Consider the following 16072-nt stretch of genomic DNA (forward strand, 5'->3'; position numbering starts at 1 on the left):
AGATGAGCGACGACACCCCTACCCCGGATCAGGCCCCCGGCGCCCCGCACCCGCGTGAAACCCAGCACCTGTTTGGCCAGACCGAGGCCGAGCAGGCGTTTCTGAGCGCCTACACCTCGGACCGGTTGCACCACGGCTGGCTTCTGACCGGCCCGCGCGGGGTGGGCAAGGCAACGCTGGCCTGGCGGATCGCCCGGTTTCTGTTGGCGACGCCTCCGGCTGAGGATGGGCTGTTTGGCGCCCCACCGCCGCCCGAGTCGCTGGCGATTGACCCCGAACACCCCGTCGCGCACCGCATTCTGGCCGGCGCCGAGCCGGGACTGGCCGCCATCACCCGTTCGGTGAACGATCAGGGGCGTCTACGGAATGAGATCGTGGTGGATGACATCCGTAAGCTGGGGAAATTCTTCGGCCTGTCCTCTGCCGATGGTGGACGGCGCGTCGTGATCGTGGATTCGGCGGATGAGATGAATGTCAGCGCGGCCAATGCCTTGCTGAAGATGCTCGAAGAACCGCCCGCGCGCACGACACTGCTGCTGATCTCGCACCAGCCGTCGCGCCTGTTGCCAACGATCCGGTCGCGCTGTCGCACCCTGCGTCTGTCGCCGTTGGGGGCCGAGGACATGCAGGCTGCGCTCTCTCAAACCGGTTCCGAACTGCCCGCCCAAACAGATCACCTGGCCGCACTGGCCGCAGGGTCTGTGGGTGATGCGGTGCGGCTGATCAATCTGGGTGGGATGGAGATTTACGCCGAGCTGATCGCCATTCTGGGCACCCTGCCCCGGATGGATCGCCAACGCGCACTGGCCTTGGCCGAAGCCGCCGCTCAGCGCGGCGCGGCAGACCGGTTCGAACTGCTGCTGACCCTGATTGACGTCGCCTTGTCGCGCCTTGCACTGACCGGTGCAACCGGTGCGCCACCCAGCCCCGAGGCTGCCCCGAATGAGGCTGAAACGTTGTCGCGCCTGTCCACCTCTCCACATCAGGCCCGCCAATGGGCCGAGGTCTCGGCGACAATCACAGCCCGCGCGCGACATGGTCAGGCGGTGAACCTTGACCCTGCCGCTCTGGTCCTAGATACGGTGTTCAAGATACAGGAAACCGCCGGTCAGAGCAGATGAGCGACACCCCCCAGATCACCGACAGCCATTGCCATCTAGACTTCCCCGACTTCGAGGGGCAACTGGACCAGATCATCGCCAACGCCGCCGAGGCAGGCGTGACCCGCATGGTCACGATCTGCACGCGCCTGCGCAACGAACCCACCGTCCGCGCTATTGCAGAGGCCCACGCGCCCGTCTTCTATGCCGCCGGCACGCACCCCATGAGCGCGGCGGATGAACCGATGGCAACCGTGGACGAACTGGTTGCTCTGGCGCGGCACCCCAAATTCGTGGGCATTGGCGAAACCGGTCTGGATTACCACTACACCGCTGACAGCGCCGATGTGCAGAAACAATCACTGCGCGTCCATATCGAGGCCGCTCAACGCACCGGCCTTCCGCTGATCATTCACGCCCGCGCCGCCGACGATGACATGGCGCGCATTCTGGCTGAGGAACACCGCAACGCGCCCTATTCCTGCGTCATGCACTGTTTTTCGTCCTCAGCAGAACTGGCCAAGGCCGCACTGAATCTGGGCTTCTACTTGTCGATGTCCGGCATCGCCGCTTTCCCCAAAAGCCAGGAACTACGCGATATCTTCGCCGCCGCTCCGGTCGACCGCGTGCTGATGGAGACCGACGCACCCTATCTGGCCCCACCGCCATACCGCGGCAAACGCAACGAACCGGCCTATACCGCGCACACCGCCCGCAAAGGAGCCGAAGTGTTCGGCATGGACTATGCCGATTTCGCGACCCAAACGCAGGCCAATTTCGACCGGCTGTTCACCAAAGCCGCAACCTACAAGGCAGCCGCATGACCGAGCTGCGCTGCACCATCCTCGGTTGCGGCTCTTCCGGTGGCGTGCCCCGGCTGGGTGGGCATTGGGGCGAGTGTGACCCCGACAACCCCAGAAACATCCGCCGCCGATGCTCCATGCTGGTGGAACGCGACGGGCCCGAGGGCACCACATCCGTCTTGATCGACACCACGCCGGACATGCGCAGCCAGTTGCTCAGCACCGGAACCGGGCGGCTGGATGGCGTGGTCTATACACACAGCCACGCGGACCACGTGCACGGCATCGACGATCTGCGCATGATCGTGTTCAACATGAAGACGCGCGTTCCCGTTTGGGCAGATGGCGACACCCAAAACGACCTGTTGGGGCGGTTCGGCTACGCGTTCATTCAACCCGAAACCTCTCCGTACCCGCCGATTTTGGACCTGAAGGCCATTGATGGCCCGTTCGAAATCGACGGTCCGGGCGGAGCGATCCCGTTTCACCCGTTCAAGGTCAACCACGGCTCGATCGACTCGCTGGGGTTCAAAATGGGCAAGCTTGTCTACCTGCCGGACGTGGCCGAATTCTACGACGACTCCTGGCCCTTGCTAGAGGATTTGGACTGTCTGATCATCGACGCCTTGCGCCGGTCGCCGCACCCCACCCACGCGCATCTGGAAAAAACGCTGGGCTGGATCGACCAGTTGAAACCCAAACGCGCGGTTTTGACCAACATGCATATCGATCTCGATTATGCCACGGTTGAATCTGAGACCGCCGATCACATCACCCCGGCCTATGACGGCATGGTGATCCGTCAGGCCCTGTAAAGCGCTGCTGTTGCGGCCTGCGATATCCCTCGGGGTGGCAAGATGCTGCAAAACCTGATCGACGTCATTCTGCCGGTGTTTTTGGTGATCGGAGCGGGATACGCCGCGACATCCTCGGGGTATTTCAAAGAGGCCCATGTGGACGGGTTGATGAAGTTCACCCAGGGCTTCGCAATTCCCTGCCTGCTGTTTCTGGCCATCGCGCATCTGGACCTGAGCGCCAGCTTCGATCCCCGGTTATTGGCCAGCTTTTATACAGCGGCGGCGCTGTGTTTCACCGCGGGCCTGTTCGGCGCCCGCCTGATCTTTCGCCGCGAGTGGGAGGACTGCGTCGCCATCGGGTTTTGCTGCCTGTTCTCGAACTCGGTCCTACTGGGCCTGCCGATCACCGAGCGCGCCTACGGGCCCGGAAACCTGTCCGGCAACTATGCGATCATCGCCTTCCACGCCCCGTTTTGCTATGCCGTCGGCATCACCGTGATGGAGGTGGTCCGCAATCGCGGCAACGGCGGCACGCTTATGGTGCGCTCGGTCCTGACAGCGATGTTCCGCAACGCCCTGATCCTTGGCATCGCGCTGGGATTTGTTGTCAACCTGTCCGGGGTGGGCGTGCCCTCTGTTGTAGACGAGGCGCTTGGCCTCATTACCCGCGCTGCCCTGCCCGGTGCGCTGTTTGCATTGGGTGGTGTACTGGTCAAATACAGGCCCGAAGGCGACCTGCGCACGATTGCCTATGTCTGCGCCATTTCATTGATGCTGCACCCCAGCCTCATGTGGCTGTTCGGAACATCGGCTGGCCTGCCGCAGGACCTTTTCCGCTCGGGCGTGCTGAACGCGGCAATGGCTCCGGGGTTTAACGCCTATATCTTCGCCAATATGTATGGCCGGGCCAAACGGGTCGCGGCCTCGTCCGTACTGGTCGGGACAGCGGTTTCCATCCTGTCAGTCTGGTTTTGGCTGACAGTTTTGGGCTGACATTGGAACGGTTTGGATTGACTTTGATGCGGCAGGGAACACCTATCGGGAAAGCGGACAGGAACAAGTAAATGCCCCACGCCCTTATCGTCGCCCATGGCCAGCCGTCTGACCCAATCCCGGCAGAACAGGCGTTGGCCGCCTATGCCGCCGAGGTGAATGCCTTGTGTGATGGCGTGACTGTGCATTCTGCCACTCTGGCCGCACCGGGCGTTTTCGAACAGCGCGTGGCAGAGCTGACCGATGACGCCGTGATCTATCCGCTTTTCATGGCCAAGGGCTGGTTTGTCACCAGCGCCCTGCCCAAACGTCTGGCCGGGCGAAACCTGCGCATTCTCGATCCGTTGGGGGTGGACCCCGAGCTGCCGGACCTGGTTGCGGCAGCACTGCGTGACACGCTGAACGAAAACCATTGGGCCGCAGAAGAGACCGATCTGGTGCTGGCCGCCCACGGCTCCGGCCGCAGCCGCAATCCATCTGCCGTGGCCCGCACCTTTGCCAACGATCTGGCGCAGCACCTGCCGTTCAAGTCGATGCGTCTGGGGTTCGTCGAAGAACCGCCCTCAATTGCCGAGGCTGCAGCTGGCCTGTCCACTCAGGCGTTGTGCTTGCCGTATTTCGCCTGCAACGGCGGCCATGTGCTTGACGATGTCCCGCAAGAATTGAACGCGGCAGCCTTCAAAGGCCAGGTAACGCCCGTAGTTGGTGAACTGCCCCGGATCAAGCACCATATTGCAGCCACTCTGTCCCGCCTGCTCCACAAGGCCTGACTGACCGAACAACCGAGGGTCTGACACAGACTGGATCGACCCGAGGCGATACTTCCTACTGCTGCCCTACAAGCGCAGAATAAAGGCAATGGCGGGACCTGCCTTTCCTCTTGGCTTCGTACAGGGCTAAGTCCGCCGCATTCAGAATTTCGGCGGCTTTGGGGGGCTTGAACTGAGTGGACAACGCGGTTCCAATGCTAGCGGAAATCCGGCAGATGTTCTTCTCGAACGCCATCGGCGTTTGCAACCGGTCGATCAGGCGCGCTGCAATTGCCGAAAGAATAGCTTCGTCGGACAGGCCCTTGAATATAATGACGAACTCGTCTCCACCGATTCGCGCGACCGTGTCGTCATTGCGGGTCTCTTCCACCATGATCCGGGCGGCCTGCTGCAGCACATAATCCCCCGCAGCGTGCCCGTATTGATCGTTGACCGACTTGAAGAAATCCAGATCCAGATGCATCAGGGCGAACGGTGAATTCCCGGAAATCAGGTGACCCAGCAACACATCCATCGCCCGCCGGTTCTTTAGCCCGGTCAGCATGTCGGTAAAGGCTTGCTCCTCAGCCGCCAGCATCGCCCCTTGCAGCCGCAGGTTCAGTGACCGCGAGGCCTCCATCGCCGCGGATTTGGCCTCGACCAGATACAGCAGTTCGATGGCAAGGTCGGTGCCCGAGAAATCCGCACTGGTCAGGGCATAATCGCGCACCGCATCCAGAATCGAAATGCCAAAGGACAGATTGATGACCGCCCCTTTTCCTTGGGGCAAAGGGGCGATCAACCCTTTGAGGGCCGTGCGCGGCGTATCATGAAGCTTGAGGTGCAGCTTGGCCCCAGCCAGGGACATCAGCGCCGACAGCGTTGTCACAGCACGCGGCCGCACCAGCTCGAAGACGTCCAGGAAACCTTTCCCGACCATCGGTTGATCGGGACGCAGTTTTTGCAATGTCGGCCCCACACGAATGATCTGCCCGTCTTCGTCCACAAGAACAAACATCGGGCACAGCGTCTCCAGTAGGGTTGCCAGATCACGCGAGTCCATCATGATTTCCGCGCCCCCAGATCGAAATGCCGCCCTTCGGCAAATGCGCTTTCCACAAGAACAATTGAAATGACCTCAGCCTCGCCCTCCTGCCCGTCATGAGACAGCATCGCCAAGGCGCCGTAATCATCGGCCATGGCGCGCAGGACCCCGACCATCACGCTGGAATAGCCGGGCAGACCCGTATGGCAGAACAACTGATATTCCGTTGGCGCCATCTCTCTCAGCTCCAGCGCTGGCAGGTTGAGGTCGGAAACGGCCAACCGCACCCTGTCGGACAGATCGTCAAGCGAATGCAGGAACTCGACATAACTGACACCGCCAAAGCGCAGCAGCCGCCGTAAATCCTCCATTTTGGGATGAGAAACCAGGTAGGTTCCCAGATCCTCGAGGATTTCGGCGCGCGGGCGGTTCAGGTCGACACAGAGCGCATCCAGAACCCGAACGGTCATGTCATCGTCATAGACCAGCATGGCCTCGAACTCGACAAAGCCCAGTTCGGCGGCCTCGGTTACGCGCAGCCAGCACGATTGTCCGTAAGTCGCGCATACAAAAGACTGTACCGCCCGATTGATCAGACCATGCATGAGATGCCCCAGATTGGTTTCTGCACCAATCTGGCCTGACAATCCTTAACAAAACCCCAAGATGACTGGCGAGATACCAACAATCTGATCAAGTCTAATGATCGAAACCATTGACAGAAAACTAGAAATCCGTCGGCGCCCCGCCTTCGGCCTTCCGGCGGGTGACAAATTCGGCCAGTTCTTCGCGGATACCTTCATCCATCGGCGGAGGCTCAAAGCTGGTGACGATTTCCTTGAACATGTGATGCGCCCGTTCGGCCGTCCAGATACCACCCGCAACGTTCCAGCCTTCATAGTTTCTCCAGTCGCTGAGGAACGGCTGGTAAAACGCCGTGGTGTAACGATCCTGCGTGTGCTGAACGCCAAAGAAATGGCCGTCATTGCCAACTGCACGGATCGCCTCCAGCGCGATTTCGTCTGGCCCTGTCGCGGTAACCTCGGGCTGCATATAGCGTTGGATCTGCTGCAGGATTTCGCAGTCCATGATGAATTTCTCGGGGCTGGCGATCAACCCACCCTCAAGCCATCCCGCCGCATGGTAAACCATGTTGGTGCCCGACTGGACAGCGGCCCACAGAGAGTTCGATGTCTCCCACACCGACTGCCCGTCGGGAACGTTGGCCGCACAGACCCCTGACGACCGCATCGGCAAGCCGTAATACCGCGCCATCTGCCCGGTCATCTGGGTCGAGCGCATATATTCCGGCGTGCCAAAGGCCGGAGCCCCCGACTTCATGTCCACATTCGACGTGAACGTCCCGATCACGCAGGGTATCCCCGGACGGACATATTGGAACAGGGCAATCGCACACAACGCCTCGGCCAGCGATTGCGCCACGGCCCCGGCCATCGTCACAGGCGCCATCGCCCCTGCCAAGGTGAACGGTGTCACCACAATCGCCTGCCCCCGCCGCGCCAATCTTAGGCAGCCGTCAATCATCGGATGATCATGCTTCAGCGGCGAGGTCGAGTTGATGTTGGTGTACATCCGCGGTGATGCTTCGAACTCTTCATGGCTCAGGCCGCCCGCGATTCTGACCATCTCCATCACGTCTTCGACGCGCTCCTTGCCCAGTGAATAGGCGTGCATCGCTTTGTCCGTCAGAGTCAGCTTGTCATAAAGGACGTCCAGATGCCGGATGCTGGCGTGGATATCGACCGGCTCGACCGGGTAGCCCCCAGCAAAGTGGATGCAATTGAAATACTGCGTCAGTTTCAGCAAATTCCGACACATCTCACGATTGCCGGGAACCTTGGTGCCGATCTCCATATCCCAGTAGTTTGGCGGAGACGACACGTTGCCGAACACCATGGTCCGGCCACCGATTTCAATCCTCCGGTCGGGGTTGCGCGGCGTGATGGTAAAGCGCGATGGCGCCTTGGCCACCATCTCCATCACAAAATCCCGACCCATGCGGACATTGTCGCCATCGATGGTACATCCGGCCTCGCGAAGAATGCCGATGGCCTCTTCGTTGTAGAACTCGATCCCGATCTCTTCGAGGATACGCATGGCCCCTTCGTGGATCGCCTCAATCCCGGCCTGATCCAGCGGCTCGGTCGGATTGTCGATATTGACCGGAGGGTTCCACGGCATCTGGTCGATGACCGCGCTGCCCCTGCGTTCGGCAGCACCGGCCCGTCCCCCACTACGACGCCTACGCCTTTTCGTGTCAGCCATTTGATCCTCCGGAACTTGCGTACCCCCATGCAAGCCCCGAAGGCGGGTGTCTGGCCGCTCTGTCTGCGACAGTCTATGTCGGTTTCTTGTCCCGAAACGCCGAAATTGACTGCGGCGCGATCAGATTTTAGACAGCCAGTCCGGAATATGCCCGATATCCGGCAACACAACATCCGCCATCGGCGCCAGTGCTTCGGCCGGAGCCAGCCCCGTGAGAACACCAATCGTGGTCATCCCGGCAGCGCGCCCGGCTTGCAAATCATGCAGGCTGTCCCCAACCATGGCGACTTGTTCCGGCTCCACGCCGACATGAGCCGCAAAGGCCAGCAACTGCCCGGGACCGGGCTTGAACCCGTGGCCACTGTCATACCCAGCAACAAAATCGAAATGCTCGTGAATTCCAACCGAGGCCAAGTGCTGCAGTGCCGGTGCTTCGCTGTCATTGGTCGCCACTCCCAACTTGAACCCGGCCTGCCGCAACCCTTCCAGAAAAGGCACCAACGGAATGGCCTGAGCCTGCGGCGCTGCGGCGGCTTCGGCATTCAACACGTCGATCAGTTCCTCTCTAGAAGTGTCCTGAATATGCTGGGCGAGCAGATCGGCTATCTCTTCGACAGTAGCTGCTATAACGATGCTGTCTTCTGAATATGTGGCCGTCTCAAGATCAAATCCGATGATCCTACCCAGTTCGGCGGCGCGCGTATGATCGCCACCGGCCAGACGCAGCACCATGTTGCGTCCAAACGCGCCCCAGGTATTGGCAAAATCAAACAGGGTTCCGTCCTTGTCGAACAGGATCGCGTCGATGGGCATTGAATGCTCCTGCAAGGTTGTTGGATCAGGTCCAGTGGACGTCGGCACCACCTGACAAAACCGCCCGCGCCTGACCGGGATGATCATAAGGCACGGAGTTGGCGTCACAGAAAGCGATCACCCACGAATCGTCAAGCATAAGAAACTCCAGAACCGATCCCAGGAACTCCGATTCGCCCGCCCGGTCACGCAGATCCTGCGCCGATGCACCGGTAGACCCCAGAAAAATCGGCAGCAATTCGTCGTTACCGACCAGCCAGCCCAAGACATTGAGCGCCAGCGTTTCTGCAGATTGGGCGGAGATTGACATAAAATTGCCCCCGATCAGGTCGTGGAAAGGGTTTGTTAACCAGACTCATAAACACTTTAACAACGCATGCAATCAATGGTGACTGATATGTCCGTGCAGGGAACCATCCTTGTCCTCGACGGGACCTCAACCAATCGCATCATGCTGAAAGTTCAACTGACGGCAGCATGGTACCACGTCGTACAAGGCGAACGGCTTCAGGGCCTCGCCGGGCTGTTGCGGCGCGCCAAACCCGATCTGGTGCTGACGTCTCAGACCTTGCCGGATGGCACCGCGACGGATGTCAAAAGGTTGGTTCAGGCTGATCCGGACCTGATCGGGGTGCCGGTGGTGGCGATCGCGCCGCAAAACGACAAGGTCGCCCGGTTGCAAGCCTTGGCGGATGGGTTGGACGATGTTCTGGTGCACCCGTTCAAAGACACATTCCTGTTGGCAAGAGTGCGCAGCCTGTTGCGTGCTCGGGCCGAAACACAGGATCTGCACGTCGAATCCGGTTCGCACCCCATGGGCTTTGCTGAGCCCGGCACTGCCCCCTTCATGCCCCCCAAAGCGGCGCGCGTGGCCATTCTGACGCAATCAGCACGGACCGGAACGTTGTGGCAGAACGCCCTGTCGAAACGCACGCGGCACAGCTTGTCGACGCACACATCAACAAACCTGCACGGCGTTTTGTCCGGGCCGGTGCCGGACGCGATCATCTTTGAAATCAGCGCAAACCCCTCGGGCCTGAACCTGTTGGCCGATCTGAAATCCCGCAGCACCACCCGGCATACGGTTCTGATCGGGGTTCTCGGGGAAGAGAATGCCGCGCTGGCGTCAGAGGCGCTGGACCGGGGCGCCGACGCGATCTGCATGGACGGGTTCTGCGCGGAAGAAGCGCTGTTGCGTCTGGACAGCCAGATCAAGCGCAAGACGCGGCTGGACCAGATGCGTGCCTCGCTACGACGTGGGCTGGTCGAGTCTTGGGTGGACCCTCTGACCGGGTTGCACAATCGCCGCTATGCGATGCGTGCAATGGATCAGATCGCCCATCAGTCCAGCCGCACCGGAAAGGGTTTTGCGGTGATGCTGGCCGATCTGGACCACTTCAAGGCCATCAACGACAAGTTTGGCCATACCGGAGGGGATTTGGTTCTGACCGAGGCGGCCAAACGGTTGAAGCAGGCCGTCGGTTCGGCCGGTTTCATTGCCCGGATCGGCGGAGAGGAGTTCATGATCGGCCTGTCAGAAACCACGCAGGCCCAGGCCCTTAAACTGGCCCGCAGCCTGTGTGACTGCATCCGCCAGGAACCTTTCTACCTGCCGGACACCCCTGCCCCCATCCCGGTTACGATCAGCATCGGGCTGATCGCAACCCATGCCAAGGTGACCTCGCCGTCGCATCAGCCTGCGGGGCTGGAGGGATTGATCAAATCGGCCGACATCGCGCTATACGCCGCCAAAACAGCCGGGCGCGATCAGGTTCGGGTCCGGCAAAGCGCGGCCTAACGTGGTCAGTCCTTGTGCTTACGCCCGTGACGTTTGCGCTGCACCACCTCTTGCAGCCGGTCCGCGTAGACCTGACGTTCGGCATCCGTCATCGCGGTGACCCGCACCAGCCATTCCTCCTGCAATGCGCCTTGCAACTCGGCCATGGCCTGCGCCTGTTGCTGCAGCAAAGCCTGCACAACCGATGGGTCAAATGGCTCTGCCCGCAAGGCGGCCTCCAGCGCAGCAAAATCCTGAGACCGGAGTTTCGCCCCTTTGACATGCCGCTCGGACAGTTCTCCGCGCAGGGCTTTCCGATCCTCTTTCGGCAGCGCCCGATAGATCGCGGGTCCAAACCCGGGAGGCGGCTTGCCGCGATCCCCGCCCTTGACGCGGTAAATCGTGCCCAGGGCAACCCCGACGATCAACAGGTTCAGCGCCAGCGACACGGTCAGCAGAACCGTTACCCACCGTCTTTTGGGCTTGGCATTATCGCTCATTCGGCATCCTCCAGAAATGTTGTGTCCAGGCCAAGATCAGCGACCACAAAGCTGGTCTCCTGCGGGTAGATTATCGTCGCGGGGTCGGGCAGAAACTCTGGCGCTGACAGTCCGATCCAGACACCCGCCGCGCTGGCCGCAACTAGACCGCCCATGCTCTGCCAACCACCGATCCCGTCCAGTATCCGCGCCCAGACCGGGCGCGACTGTACAGCGGGTTTCAGCCGATCGAGACGCACCGTTTCAGCATCCGTCAGGATACGGACCGCCAGATCATCGGGTAATTCGGGTCGGGTCTGCCGTGCTTGGGCAAACAACTGGTCAAGTTCCGTGTCGTTCTCAGCCATCTTCGTACCCCAGTTCATCTTGCCGCCCGGCCAGTATCGCGGCCAAGGCGCGTTTTCCGCGCGCGGTCAGACTTTCCACCGCTTCCGTCGAAACACCCATGATCCCGGCGATTTCCGGGTTGGGTAACTCCTCGATATGCCGCAAGATCACCGCCTGCCTCTGGCGGTCCGGCAATTGCGATAACGCTGCCTGCAAGGCGTCCTTGCGCGCCGCGTCCTGCATCCGATCCGCTGCACTGAGGTCGCCGTCCTCGGGTTCCGGCACATCGTCCAGACGGTCCGGCCGTTTCTTGCGCTGTATGTCCACACACAGGTTCAGCGTTACACGGTACAGCCAGGTTGACACCTTGGCCTGCCCGGACACCCAGTTCGGTGCCATCTGCCACAGCCGCATCATCGCATCCTGCGTCACGTCTTCCGCCTCGGCCCGGTTGCTCAGCATCCGCATAGCCACCGACAAACACCGCGGTGCCAGCCGATCCGTCAACGCGCGTGCGGCTGCGGCATCGCCCTTGGCGAACTGCCGCAGCAACGCATCGTCCGACGTGTCCGCGGCGCACGGCGCGCCACGAACTTCGTGCAGGGGGGAGGTCAGATCCTCCATCCTTCATCAATTGTCGTCAGAGCCCGCCTTGCCGTGCTTCTTGTGCTTCCGGCCCATCCGCTCTTTTGCATCGGCATATTCCTGTTCCGAAATCGTTCCGCTGTTATCCGCGTCGATACGGTCAAACATCTTGCCAGCGCGGCGCGGTTTGGGCAACTCGTCCTCGCTCAGAAAACCGTCCTGGTTGGCGTCGTGTCTTTCGAACATCTTGGTCACGCGGTCATCGGCTTTCTTTTGCGCCGCAGCCTGCATTTCCTCGACGCTCAACTGACCATCGCCATTCGTGTCGGCCTCGGTGAATCGTTGCGCCCGGTGGGCCTCCATCTCTTCCTGGGTCAGTTGGCCATCACCATTGGCGTCCAGTTCCTGAAAGCTCGCGGGTACGCGATCCTTCGGCCCTGCCGCCAGAACCGAGGTGCCTGTGACTGCAACGGCCGAGATCAGGATGGCCGGAATGAATTTCGCGCTTTTCATATCGTTTTCCCTTTGCTTTGCGGCCCCATCGCCGCTGCTCACATATGTTCAAACGGGTCGGCGCGCGGGTTCCGTCGCAAAAATCAGATTTTTTTTGACAGCCAGTTACAGCCGACCTAAGTCACAAAGCGCCGCACCCCCCTTTTCTGCGGGACAAAACAAGCGCATTATCCTGCGCATTCGAACGCGCGAGTTTCAAAATGACAGATCAGACGATCGACACCACTACCGAGGATGACCGCCCCACACGGCCCGCATTGATCAAGGGCTTTCGTGGCCGTTGCCCGAAATGCGGCGAAGGCAAGCTGCTACGCGGCTACCTGAAGGTCAACGATAGCTGCAGCAATTGCGGGCAGGAGCTGTTTCACCACCGCGCGGATGACGGCCCGGCCTATCTGACCATTCTGCTGGTCGGTCACCTGCTGGCTCCGGCGCTGCACGTGACCTATGTCGAGTTCCGCCCCGAACCCATGACCATGTTCCTGATCTTTGCCATCGGATGCACTGCGCTGTCGCTGTTCCTGCTGCCCCGGCTGAAAGGCGCTGTGGTCGCCTATCAATGGGCGCGCCGGATGCACGGGTTTGAAAAAGCGTAATGACCCGCGTGGACAGGTCGATCAGCGGATGACAGAAGACAAGTCAGCGATACGGAACGCGGCGACGGTCATCGTCCTGCGGGACCGCTTGACCGAACCATCGATCCTGATGGGGCAGCGCGGCGCAAAAGCCGTCTTCATGCCCAACAAGTTCGTGTTTCCCGGTGGAGCGGTTGATGCGGCGGATAGAGACATTCCGCTGGCGGCCTCTATGCCCGCACTCTGCCGCGAACGGTTGGACGAAAAATCCGAACCGGGGCTGCAGACTGCGCTGGCCGCGGCGGCGATCCGCGAGCTGTGGGAAGAAACCGGGTTGATACTCGGTGAGCCCGGCAGTTGGAACGACGCGGTGCCCGAGGATTGGCAGGGCTTTGCCTCCATGGGCTTCCGCCCCTCGGCTGACGCCCTGCAATTCGTGTTCCGGGCGGTGACACCGCCGGGCCGCCCCCGCCGCTTCGACGCGCGGTTCTTTCTGGTCGATGCCCACGCGATTCAGGGCGATCTGGACGATTTCAGCCGCGCCTCGGATGAGTTATCCCACCTGCAATGGGTTCCGCTCGACCGCGCGCGCGATCTGGACCTGCCGTTCATCACCGAGGTGGTCCTGGCCGAAATCGCGGCCCGGGTTTCAAACCCCGAGCCGCCTGCGACCGTGCCCCTCTACCTGCATACCGAGGAACAGAGCCTGTTCCTGCAGCTCAAAGGCTATCCGATGCCTGACGCGGATTAGGCGTCACTTCATCCGGCTGATCACCGTGGTCACTTCGGGCTTTTTACCGATCTCGGCTTTCGCCGTCTGACGTACGATGCGGCGCATGGCTTCTTCCAGCTTGTCATCGTCGCGCAGGGTTTTGGCATCGGCGCGCATCAGGAACTGGTTCAGATCCTCTTCCAGCACCTCGACCAGCGCGGCCTTCGAGGTTCCGATTTCGGGCAGGCCCATCGTGTCGCACCACGGCTCACCCAGGGGTTCGTCCTCTTCATCCAGAATGACCGTCACCGTCACATGCCCGTTCAGAGCCATGCGGATACGATCGCGCACGATCCCGTCCAGCGCACCGACCTTGACGGTGCCGTCCAGATAGGTGCGGCCGGTTTCGATATAGTCGGCCACCTTGGGTTCATTGCCGGTCAGGTCCAGCATCGTGCCGTTCACGGCCAGAATGCCAGTGCGTCCGCCAGTTTCTGCCAGTTTGGCATGTTCGCGCAGATGACGGTGTTCGCCATGCATCGGGATCACCATCTGCGGGTCGATCAGTGCGTGCACCCTTTCAAGATCGGGGCGGTTGGCGTGGCCGGACACGTGGTACAGACCCGAGCTGTCATCCACCACGTCAACGCCCTTTTCGCTAAGCTGGTTGATGATGAAGATCACGCCGCGTTCGTTGCCGGGGATGGTCTTGGATGAAAACAGGAACAAGTCGCCCTCTTTCAGCTCGATCCCGCGATACTTGCCACGCGCCAGTTGCGCGCTGGCGGCGCGGCGTTCACCCTGGCTGCCGGTCACGATCAGCATCAGGTTTTGGCGCGGCAGGTCCACCGCCTCTTCGGCGCTGACGACCTTGGGGAAATCCGACAGGATGCCGGTTTCAGTGGCCGCTTCGATCATCCGACGCATGGCACGGCCCAGCAACACGACCGAGCGTCCGGCCCGCGCACCCGCCTCGGCCAGCGTTTTCACCCGCGCCACGTTCGAGGCAAAGGTGGTCGCAACCACCATGCCTTCGGCGCTTTCCACCAGCTTGGTGATCTCGGGGCCAACTTCAGATTCCGAGCGGCCCGCATGGGGCGAGAACACATTGGTGCTGTCACAGACCAGCGCCTTGACGCCAGATTTGGCAACCTCAGCCCACAGATCGGGGTCAAACGGTTCACCGACCACGGGCTGTGTATCCAGCTTGAAATCCCCGGAATGCACGATCCGGCCTTCGGGCGTGTCGATCACCAGCGCGGCGCTTTCGGGAATGGAGTGCGAAACCGGCAGGAACCCGACCTTGAACGGACCAACCACAATCTGCTCAGGCCAGGCCGAGGCCGTTTGCACAGCATCTTCGGGATGGCCGTGTTCCTCCATCTTGCGGCGCGCTATATTGGCTGTGAACGCGCGCGCATAAACCGGCGCGCCCAGTGCTTCATAGCAATGCGCAACCGCGCCCACGTGATCCTCATGCGCGTGGGTGACGAACACGGCATCCAGCCGGTCGGCACGTTCCTGCAGCCACGAGATATCCGCATGGATCAGATCAACCCCCGGCGTCGTGTCCATGTCCGGAAAGGTCACCCCCAGATCGACGAGGATCAGCCGCTCTTGCCCCGGTTTGCCATAGCCATAGACATAGGCGTTCATGCCAATTTCGCCGGCACCGCCCAGCGGCAGATAGATCAGTCGTTCACTGCTCATGTCGAGCCATTATCCTTGTTGTAGCGATGGATCACGGTCAGACCGTGCATCGTCAGATCGTCTTCGATCGCGTCAAACCCGACATCCGCCTGATCGAACAAAGGCGCAAGCCCGCCGGTGCCGACCACTTTCATCGGCATCCCGTATTCCTCTTTGATCCGGGCAATCAGCCCCTCGATCAAGCCGGAATAGCCCCAATACACGCCAGACTGAATGCAGCCAACCGTATTTGTACCAATCACCTTTTCAGGCCGGGTGATGTCGATATGCGGCAAGGCCGCCGCCCCCTGGTGCAGCGCCTCAAGGCTGAGGTTCACGCCGGGCGCAATGATGCCGCCGAGATAGGCCCCGTCCGACGCGACCACGTCAAAGTTGGTGGCGGTGCCAAAATCGACAACCACCACGTCGCCGCCGTGACGGTCAAACGCGCCAACCGCATTGGCCAGACGGTCGGGTCCGGGTATCGTGCCCTCGTCGATGCGCGGTGCCACGGGCAGCAGGCATTCCGGCTTGCCCACAACCAGCGGGCGGCAGCCAAAGAAACGATCGGCAAAGATGCGCAGGTTGAAAACCACGCGCGGCACGGTCGAGGCGATCACCACATCGGTGATGTCCGCGTCGATCCCATAGTGTTTTACCAGCGTCGAATACCAGGTGAAATAGGCGTCCGCCGTGCGGGAATGGTGGGTCGAGGTGCGCAGGGTGCACAGAAACTTCTCGCCATCCCAGATCGAGAAAACGGTGTTGGTGTTGCCGCAGTCAATCGCCAGAAGCATCTGCGTCTCCT

19 protein-coding genes are annotated in these 16072 nt (G+C 61.1%); 8 read left to right on the top strand and 11 right to left on the bottom strand.

Annotated elements, in window-relative coordinates; translation table 11 throughout:
• The first annotated feature begins 2 nt into the window (after positions 1-2).
• The 5 genes from ACR0NT_RS03145 (at position 3) to ACR0NT_RS03165 (ending at position 4463) form a co-directional block, all read left to right on the top strand.
• Positions 3-1121: a DNA polymerase III subunit delta' gene (locus ACR0NT_RS03145; RefSeq protein ID WP_170441468.1), complete on the top strand. Its 1119-nt coding sequence runs from the start codon at positions 3-5 to the stop codon at positions 1119-1121.
• Positions 1118-1924: a TatD family hydrolase gene (locus ACR0NT_RS03150; protein WP_170441465.1), complete on the top strand. Its 807-nt coding sequence runs from the start codon at positions 1118-1120 to the stop codon at positions 1922-1924. Before ACR0NT_RS03145 ends, ACR0NT_RS03150 begins: the two co-directional genes overlap by 4 nt.
• A complete protein-coding gene (locus ACR0NT_RS03155) occupies positions 1921-2718 on the top strand; it encodes an MBL fold metallo-hydrolase (protein WP_170441462.1) in 798 nt (265 codons plus the stop codon). The genes ACR0NT_RS03150 and ACR0NT_RS03155 overlap by 4 nt, the downstream gene beginning before the upstream one ends.
• 42 nt (positions 2719-2760) lie before the next feature.
• The gene (locus tag ACR0NT_RS03160) at positions 2761-3693 is read left to right on the top strand and encodes an AEC family transporter (protein WP_170441459.1); all 933 of its coding nucleotides are present in this window, start codon (positions 2761-2763) and stop codon (positions 3691-3693) included.
• A 71-nt stretch (positions 3694-3764) separates the two neighbouring features.
• Positions 3765-4463 (top strand): CbiX/SirB N-terminal domain-containing protein, encoded by a 699-nt coding sequence (locus tag ACR0NT_RS03165; protein ID WP_170441456.1) that lies wholly within the window; start codon positions 3765-3767, stop codon positions 4461-4463.
• A gap of 55 nt (positions 4464-4518) precedes the next feature.
• On the opposite strand, the gene ACR0NT_RS03170 is transcribed toward ACR0NT_RS03165, so the two are convergent.
• The 5 genes from ACR0NT_RS03170 to ACR0NT_RS03190 all read right to left on the bottom strand — a co-directional run bounded on the left by ACR0NT_RS03170 (position 4519) and on the right by ACR0NT_RS03190 (position 8896).
• Positions 4519-5508, bottom strand: coding sequence for a diguanylate cyclase domain-containing protein (locus ACR0NT_RS03170; protein ID WP_170441453.1), 990 nt, complete (start codon positions 5506-5508; stop codon positions 4519-4521).
• Positions 5505-6092 carry a heme NO-binding domain-containing protein gene (locus ACR0NT_RS03175; RefSeq protein ID WP_170441438.1) on the bottom strand — a complete coding sequence of 196 codons (588 nt, stop codon included), beginning with the start codon at positions 6090-6092 and terminating at the stop codon, positions 5505-5507. The genes ACR0NT_RS03170 and ACR0NT_RS03175 overlap by 4 nt, the downstream gene beginning before the upstream one ends.
• Positions 6093-6213: 121 nt before the next feature.
• Positions 6214-7773, bottom strand: coding sequence for a trimethylamine methyltransferase family protein (locus tag ACR0NT_RS03180; protein ID WP_170441435.1), 1560 nt, complete (start codon positions 7771-7773; stop codon positions 6214-6216).
• Positions 7774-7893: 120 nt separating this feature from the next.
• A complete protein-coding gene (locus tag ACR0NT_RS03185) occupies positions 7894-8586 on the bottom strand; it encodes an HAD family hydrolase (protein WP_170441432.1) in 693 nt (230 codons plus the stop codon).
• 25 nt (positions 8587-8611) lie between these two features.
• The gene (locus ACR0NT_RS03190; protein ID WP_170441429.1) at positions 8612-8896 is read right to left on the bottom strand and encodes a DUF3572 domain-containing protein; all 285 of its coding nucleotides are present in this window, start codon (positions 8894-8896) and stop codon (positions 8612-8614) included.
• 87 nt (positions 8897-8983) lie between these two features.
• Here ACR0NT_RS03190 and ACR0NT_RS03195 point away from each other — a divergent pair, with 87 nt between their 5' ends.
• On the top strand, positions 8984-10384 hold the full coding sequence (locus ACR0NT_RS03195; protein WP_170441424.1) for a diguanylate cyclase: 1401 nt from the start codon (positions 8984-8986) through the stop codon (positions 10382-10384).
• A gap of 5 nt (positions 10385-10389) precedes the next feature.
• On the opposite strand, the gene ACR0NT_RS03200 is transcribed toward ACR0NT_RS03195, so the two are convergent.
• Genes ACR0NT_RS03200 through ACR0NT_RS03215 form a run of 4 tightly spaced genes read right to left on the bottom strand, consistent with a single transcriptional unit; the run spans position 10390 to position 12288 of the window.
• Positions 10390-10863 (bottom strand): periplasmic heavy metal sensor, encoded by a 474-nt coding sequence (locus ACR0NT_RS03200; protein ID WP_170441421.1) that lies wholly within the window; start codon positions 10861-10863, stop codon positions 10390-10392.
• Positions 10860-11210 (bottom strand): hypothetical protein, encoded by a 351-nt coding sequence (locus tag ACR0NT_RS03205; RefSeq protein ID WP_170441418.1) that lies wholly within the window; start codon positions 11208-11210, stop codon positions 10860-10862. The genes ACR0NT_RS03200 and ACR0NT_RS03205 overlap by 4 nt, the downstream gene beginning before the upstream one ends.
• Positions 11203-11814: an RNA polymerase sigma factor gene (locus ACR0NT_RS03210; RefSeq protein WP_170670856.1), complete on the bottom strand. Its 612-nt coding sequence runs from the start codon at positions 11812-11814 to the stop codon at positions 11203-11205. Before ACR0NT_RS03210 ends, ACR0NT_RS03205 begins: the two co-directional genes overlap by 8 nt.
• A 6-nt stretch (positions 11815-11820) precedes the next feature.
• A complete protein-coding gene (locus ACR0NT_RS03215) occupies positions 11821-12288 on the bottom strand; it encodes an EF-hand domain-containing protein (protein WP_170441411.1) in 468 nt (155 codons plus the stop codon).
• Between the two features lie 200 nt (positions 12289-12488).
• On the opposite strand from ACR0NT_RS03215, the gene ACR0NT_RS03220 reads away from it, so the two are divergent.
• Entirely contained in the window at positions 12489-12884 is a 396-nt protein-coding gene (locus ACR0NT_RS03220) for a DUF983 domain-containing protein (RefSeq protein WP_170441408.1), read from the top strand.
• 28 nt (positions 12885-12912) lie between these two features.
• Positions 12913-13614: an NUDIX hydrolase gene (locus tag ACR0NT_RS03225; protein WP_170442931.1), complete on the top strand. Its 702-nt coding sequence runs from the start codon at positions 12913-12915 to the stop codon at positions 13612-13614.
• Between the two features lie 3 nt (positions 13615-13617).
• Here ACR0NT_RS03225 and ACR0NT_RS03230 read toward each other — a convergent pair whose 3' ends face one another.
• Together ACR0NT_RS03230 and ACR0NT_RS03235 are read right to left on the bottom strand one after the other, a co-directional pair.
• Positions 13618-15285, bottom strand: a complete 1668-nt coding sequence (locus ACR0NT_RS03230; protein WP_170441405.1) for a ribonuclease J — start codon at positions 15283-15285, stop codon at positions 13618-13620.
• A complete protein-coding gene (locus ACR0NT_RS03235) occupies positions 15282-16061 on the bottom strand; it encodes a type III pantothenate kinase (RefSeq protein WP_170441402.1) in 780 nt (259 codons plus the stop codon). Before ACR0NT_RS03235 ends, ACR0NT_RS03230 begins: the two co-directional genes overlap by 4 nt.
• Positions 16062-16072 lie beyond the last annotated feature (11 nt).

This window comes from Ruegeria sp. AB10, assembly GCF_056542745.1.

Excerpts from the sequence above, each read along its gene's own strand:
- ACR0NT_RS03225 (WP_170442931.1), top strand. The coding sequence starts at position 12,913 with ATGACAGAAGACAAGTCAGCGATACGGAACGCGGCGACGGTCATCGTC.
- ACR0NT_RS03170 (WP_170441453.1), bottom strand. The coding sequence starts at position 5,508 with ATGATGGACTCGCGTGATCTGGCAACCCTACTGGAGACGCTGTGCCCG.
- ACR0NT_RS03160 (WP_170441459.1), top strand. The coding sequence starts at position 2,761 with ATGCTGCAAAACCTGATCGACGTCATTCTGCCGGTGTTTTTGGTGATC.
- ACR0NT_RS03200 (WP_170441421.1), bottom strand. The coding sequence starts at position 10,863 with ATGAGCGATAATGCCAAGCCCAAAAGACGGTGGGTAACGGTTCTGCTG.
- ACR0NT_RS03210 (WP_170670856.1), bottom strand. The coding sequence starts at position 11,814 with ATGGAGGATCTGACCTCCCCCCTGCACGAAGTTCGTGGCGCGCCGTGC.
- ACR0NT_RS03185 (WP_170441432.1), bottom strand. The coding sequence starts at position 8,586 with ATGCCCATCGACGCGATCCTGTTCGACAAGGACGGAACCCTGTTTGAT.
- ACR0NT_RS03175 (WP_170441438.1), bottom strand. The coding sequence starts at position 6,092 with ATGCATGGTCTGATCAATCGGGCGGTACAGTCTTTTGTATGCGCGACT.
- ACR0NT_RS03205 (WP_170441418.1), bottom strand. The coding sequence starts at position 11,210 with ATGGCTGAGAACGACACGGAACTTGACCAGTTGTTTGCCCAAGCACGG.
- ACR0NT_RS03150 (WP_170441465.1), top strand. The coding sequence starts at position 1,118 with ATGAGCGACACCCCCCAGATCACCGACAGCCATTGCCATCTAGACTTC.
- ACR0NT_RS03215 (WP_170441411.1), bottom strand. The coding sequence starts at position 12,288 with ATGAAAAGCGCGAAATTCATTCCGGCCATCCTGATCTCGGCCGTTGCA.
- ACR0NT_RS03165 (WP_170441456.1), top strand. The coding sequence starts at position 3,765 with ATGCCCCACGCCCTTATCGTCGCCCATGGCCAGCCGTCTGACCCAATC.
- ACR0NT_RS03190 (WP_170441429.1), bottom strand. The coding sequence starts at position 8,896 with ATGTCAATCTCCGCCCAATCTGCAGAAACGCTGGCGCTCAATGTCTTG.
- ACR0NT_RS03230 (WP_170441405.1), bottom strand. The coding sequence starts at position 15,285 with ATGAGCAGTGAACGACTGATCTATCTGCCGCTGGGCGGTGCCGGCGAA.
- ACR0NT_RS03195 (WP_170441424.1), top strand. The coding sequence starts at position 8,984 with ATGTCCGTGCAGGGAACCATCCTTGTCCTCGACGGGACCTCAACCAAT.
- ACR0NT_RS03155 (WP_170441462.1), top strand. The coding sequence starts at position 1,921 with ATGACCGAGCTGCGCTGCACCATCCTCGGTTGCGGCTCTTCCGGTGGC.
- ACR0NT_RS03220 (WP_170441408.1), top strand. The coding sequence starts at position 12,489 with ATGACAGATCAGACGATCGACACCACTACCGAGGATGACCGCCCCACA.
- ACR0NT_RS03235 (WP_170441402.1), bottom strand. The coding sequence starts at position 16,061 with ATGCTTCTGGCGATTGACTGCGGCAACACCAACACCGTTTTCTCGATC.
- ACR0NT_RS03145 (WP_170441468.1), top strand. The coding sequence starts at position 3 with ATGAGCGACGACACCCCTACCCCGGATCAGGCCCCCGGCGCCCCGCAC.
- ACR0NT_RS03180 (WP_170441435.1), bottom strand. The coding sequence starts at position 7,773 with ATGGCTGACACGAAAAGGCGTAGGCGTCGTAGTGGGGGACGGGCCGGT.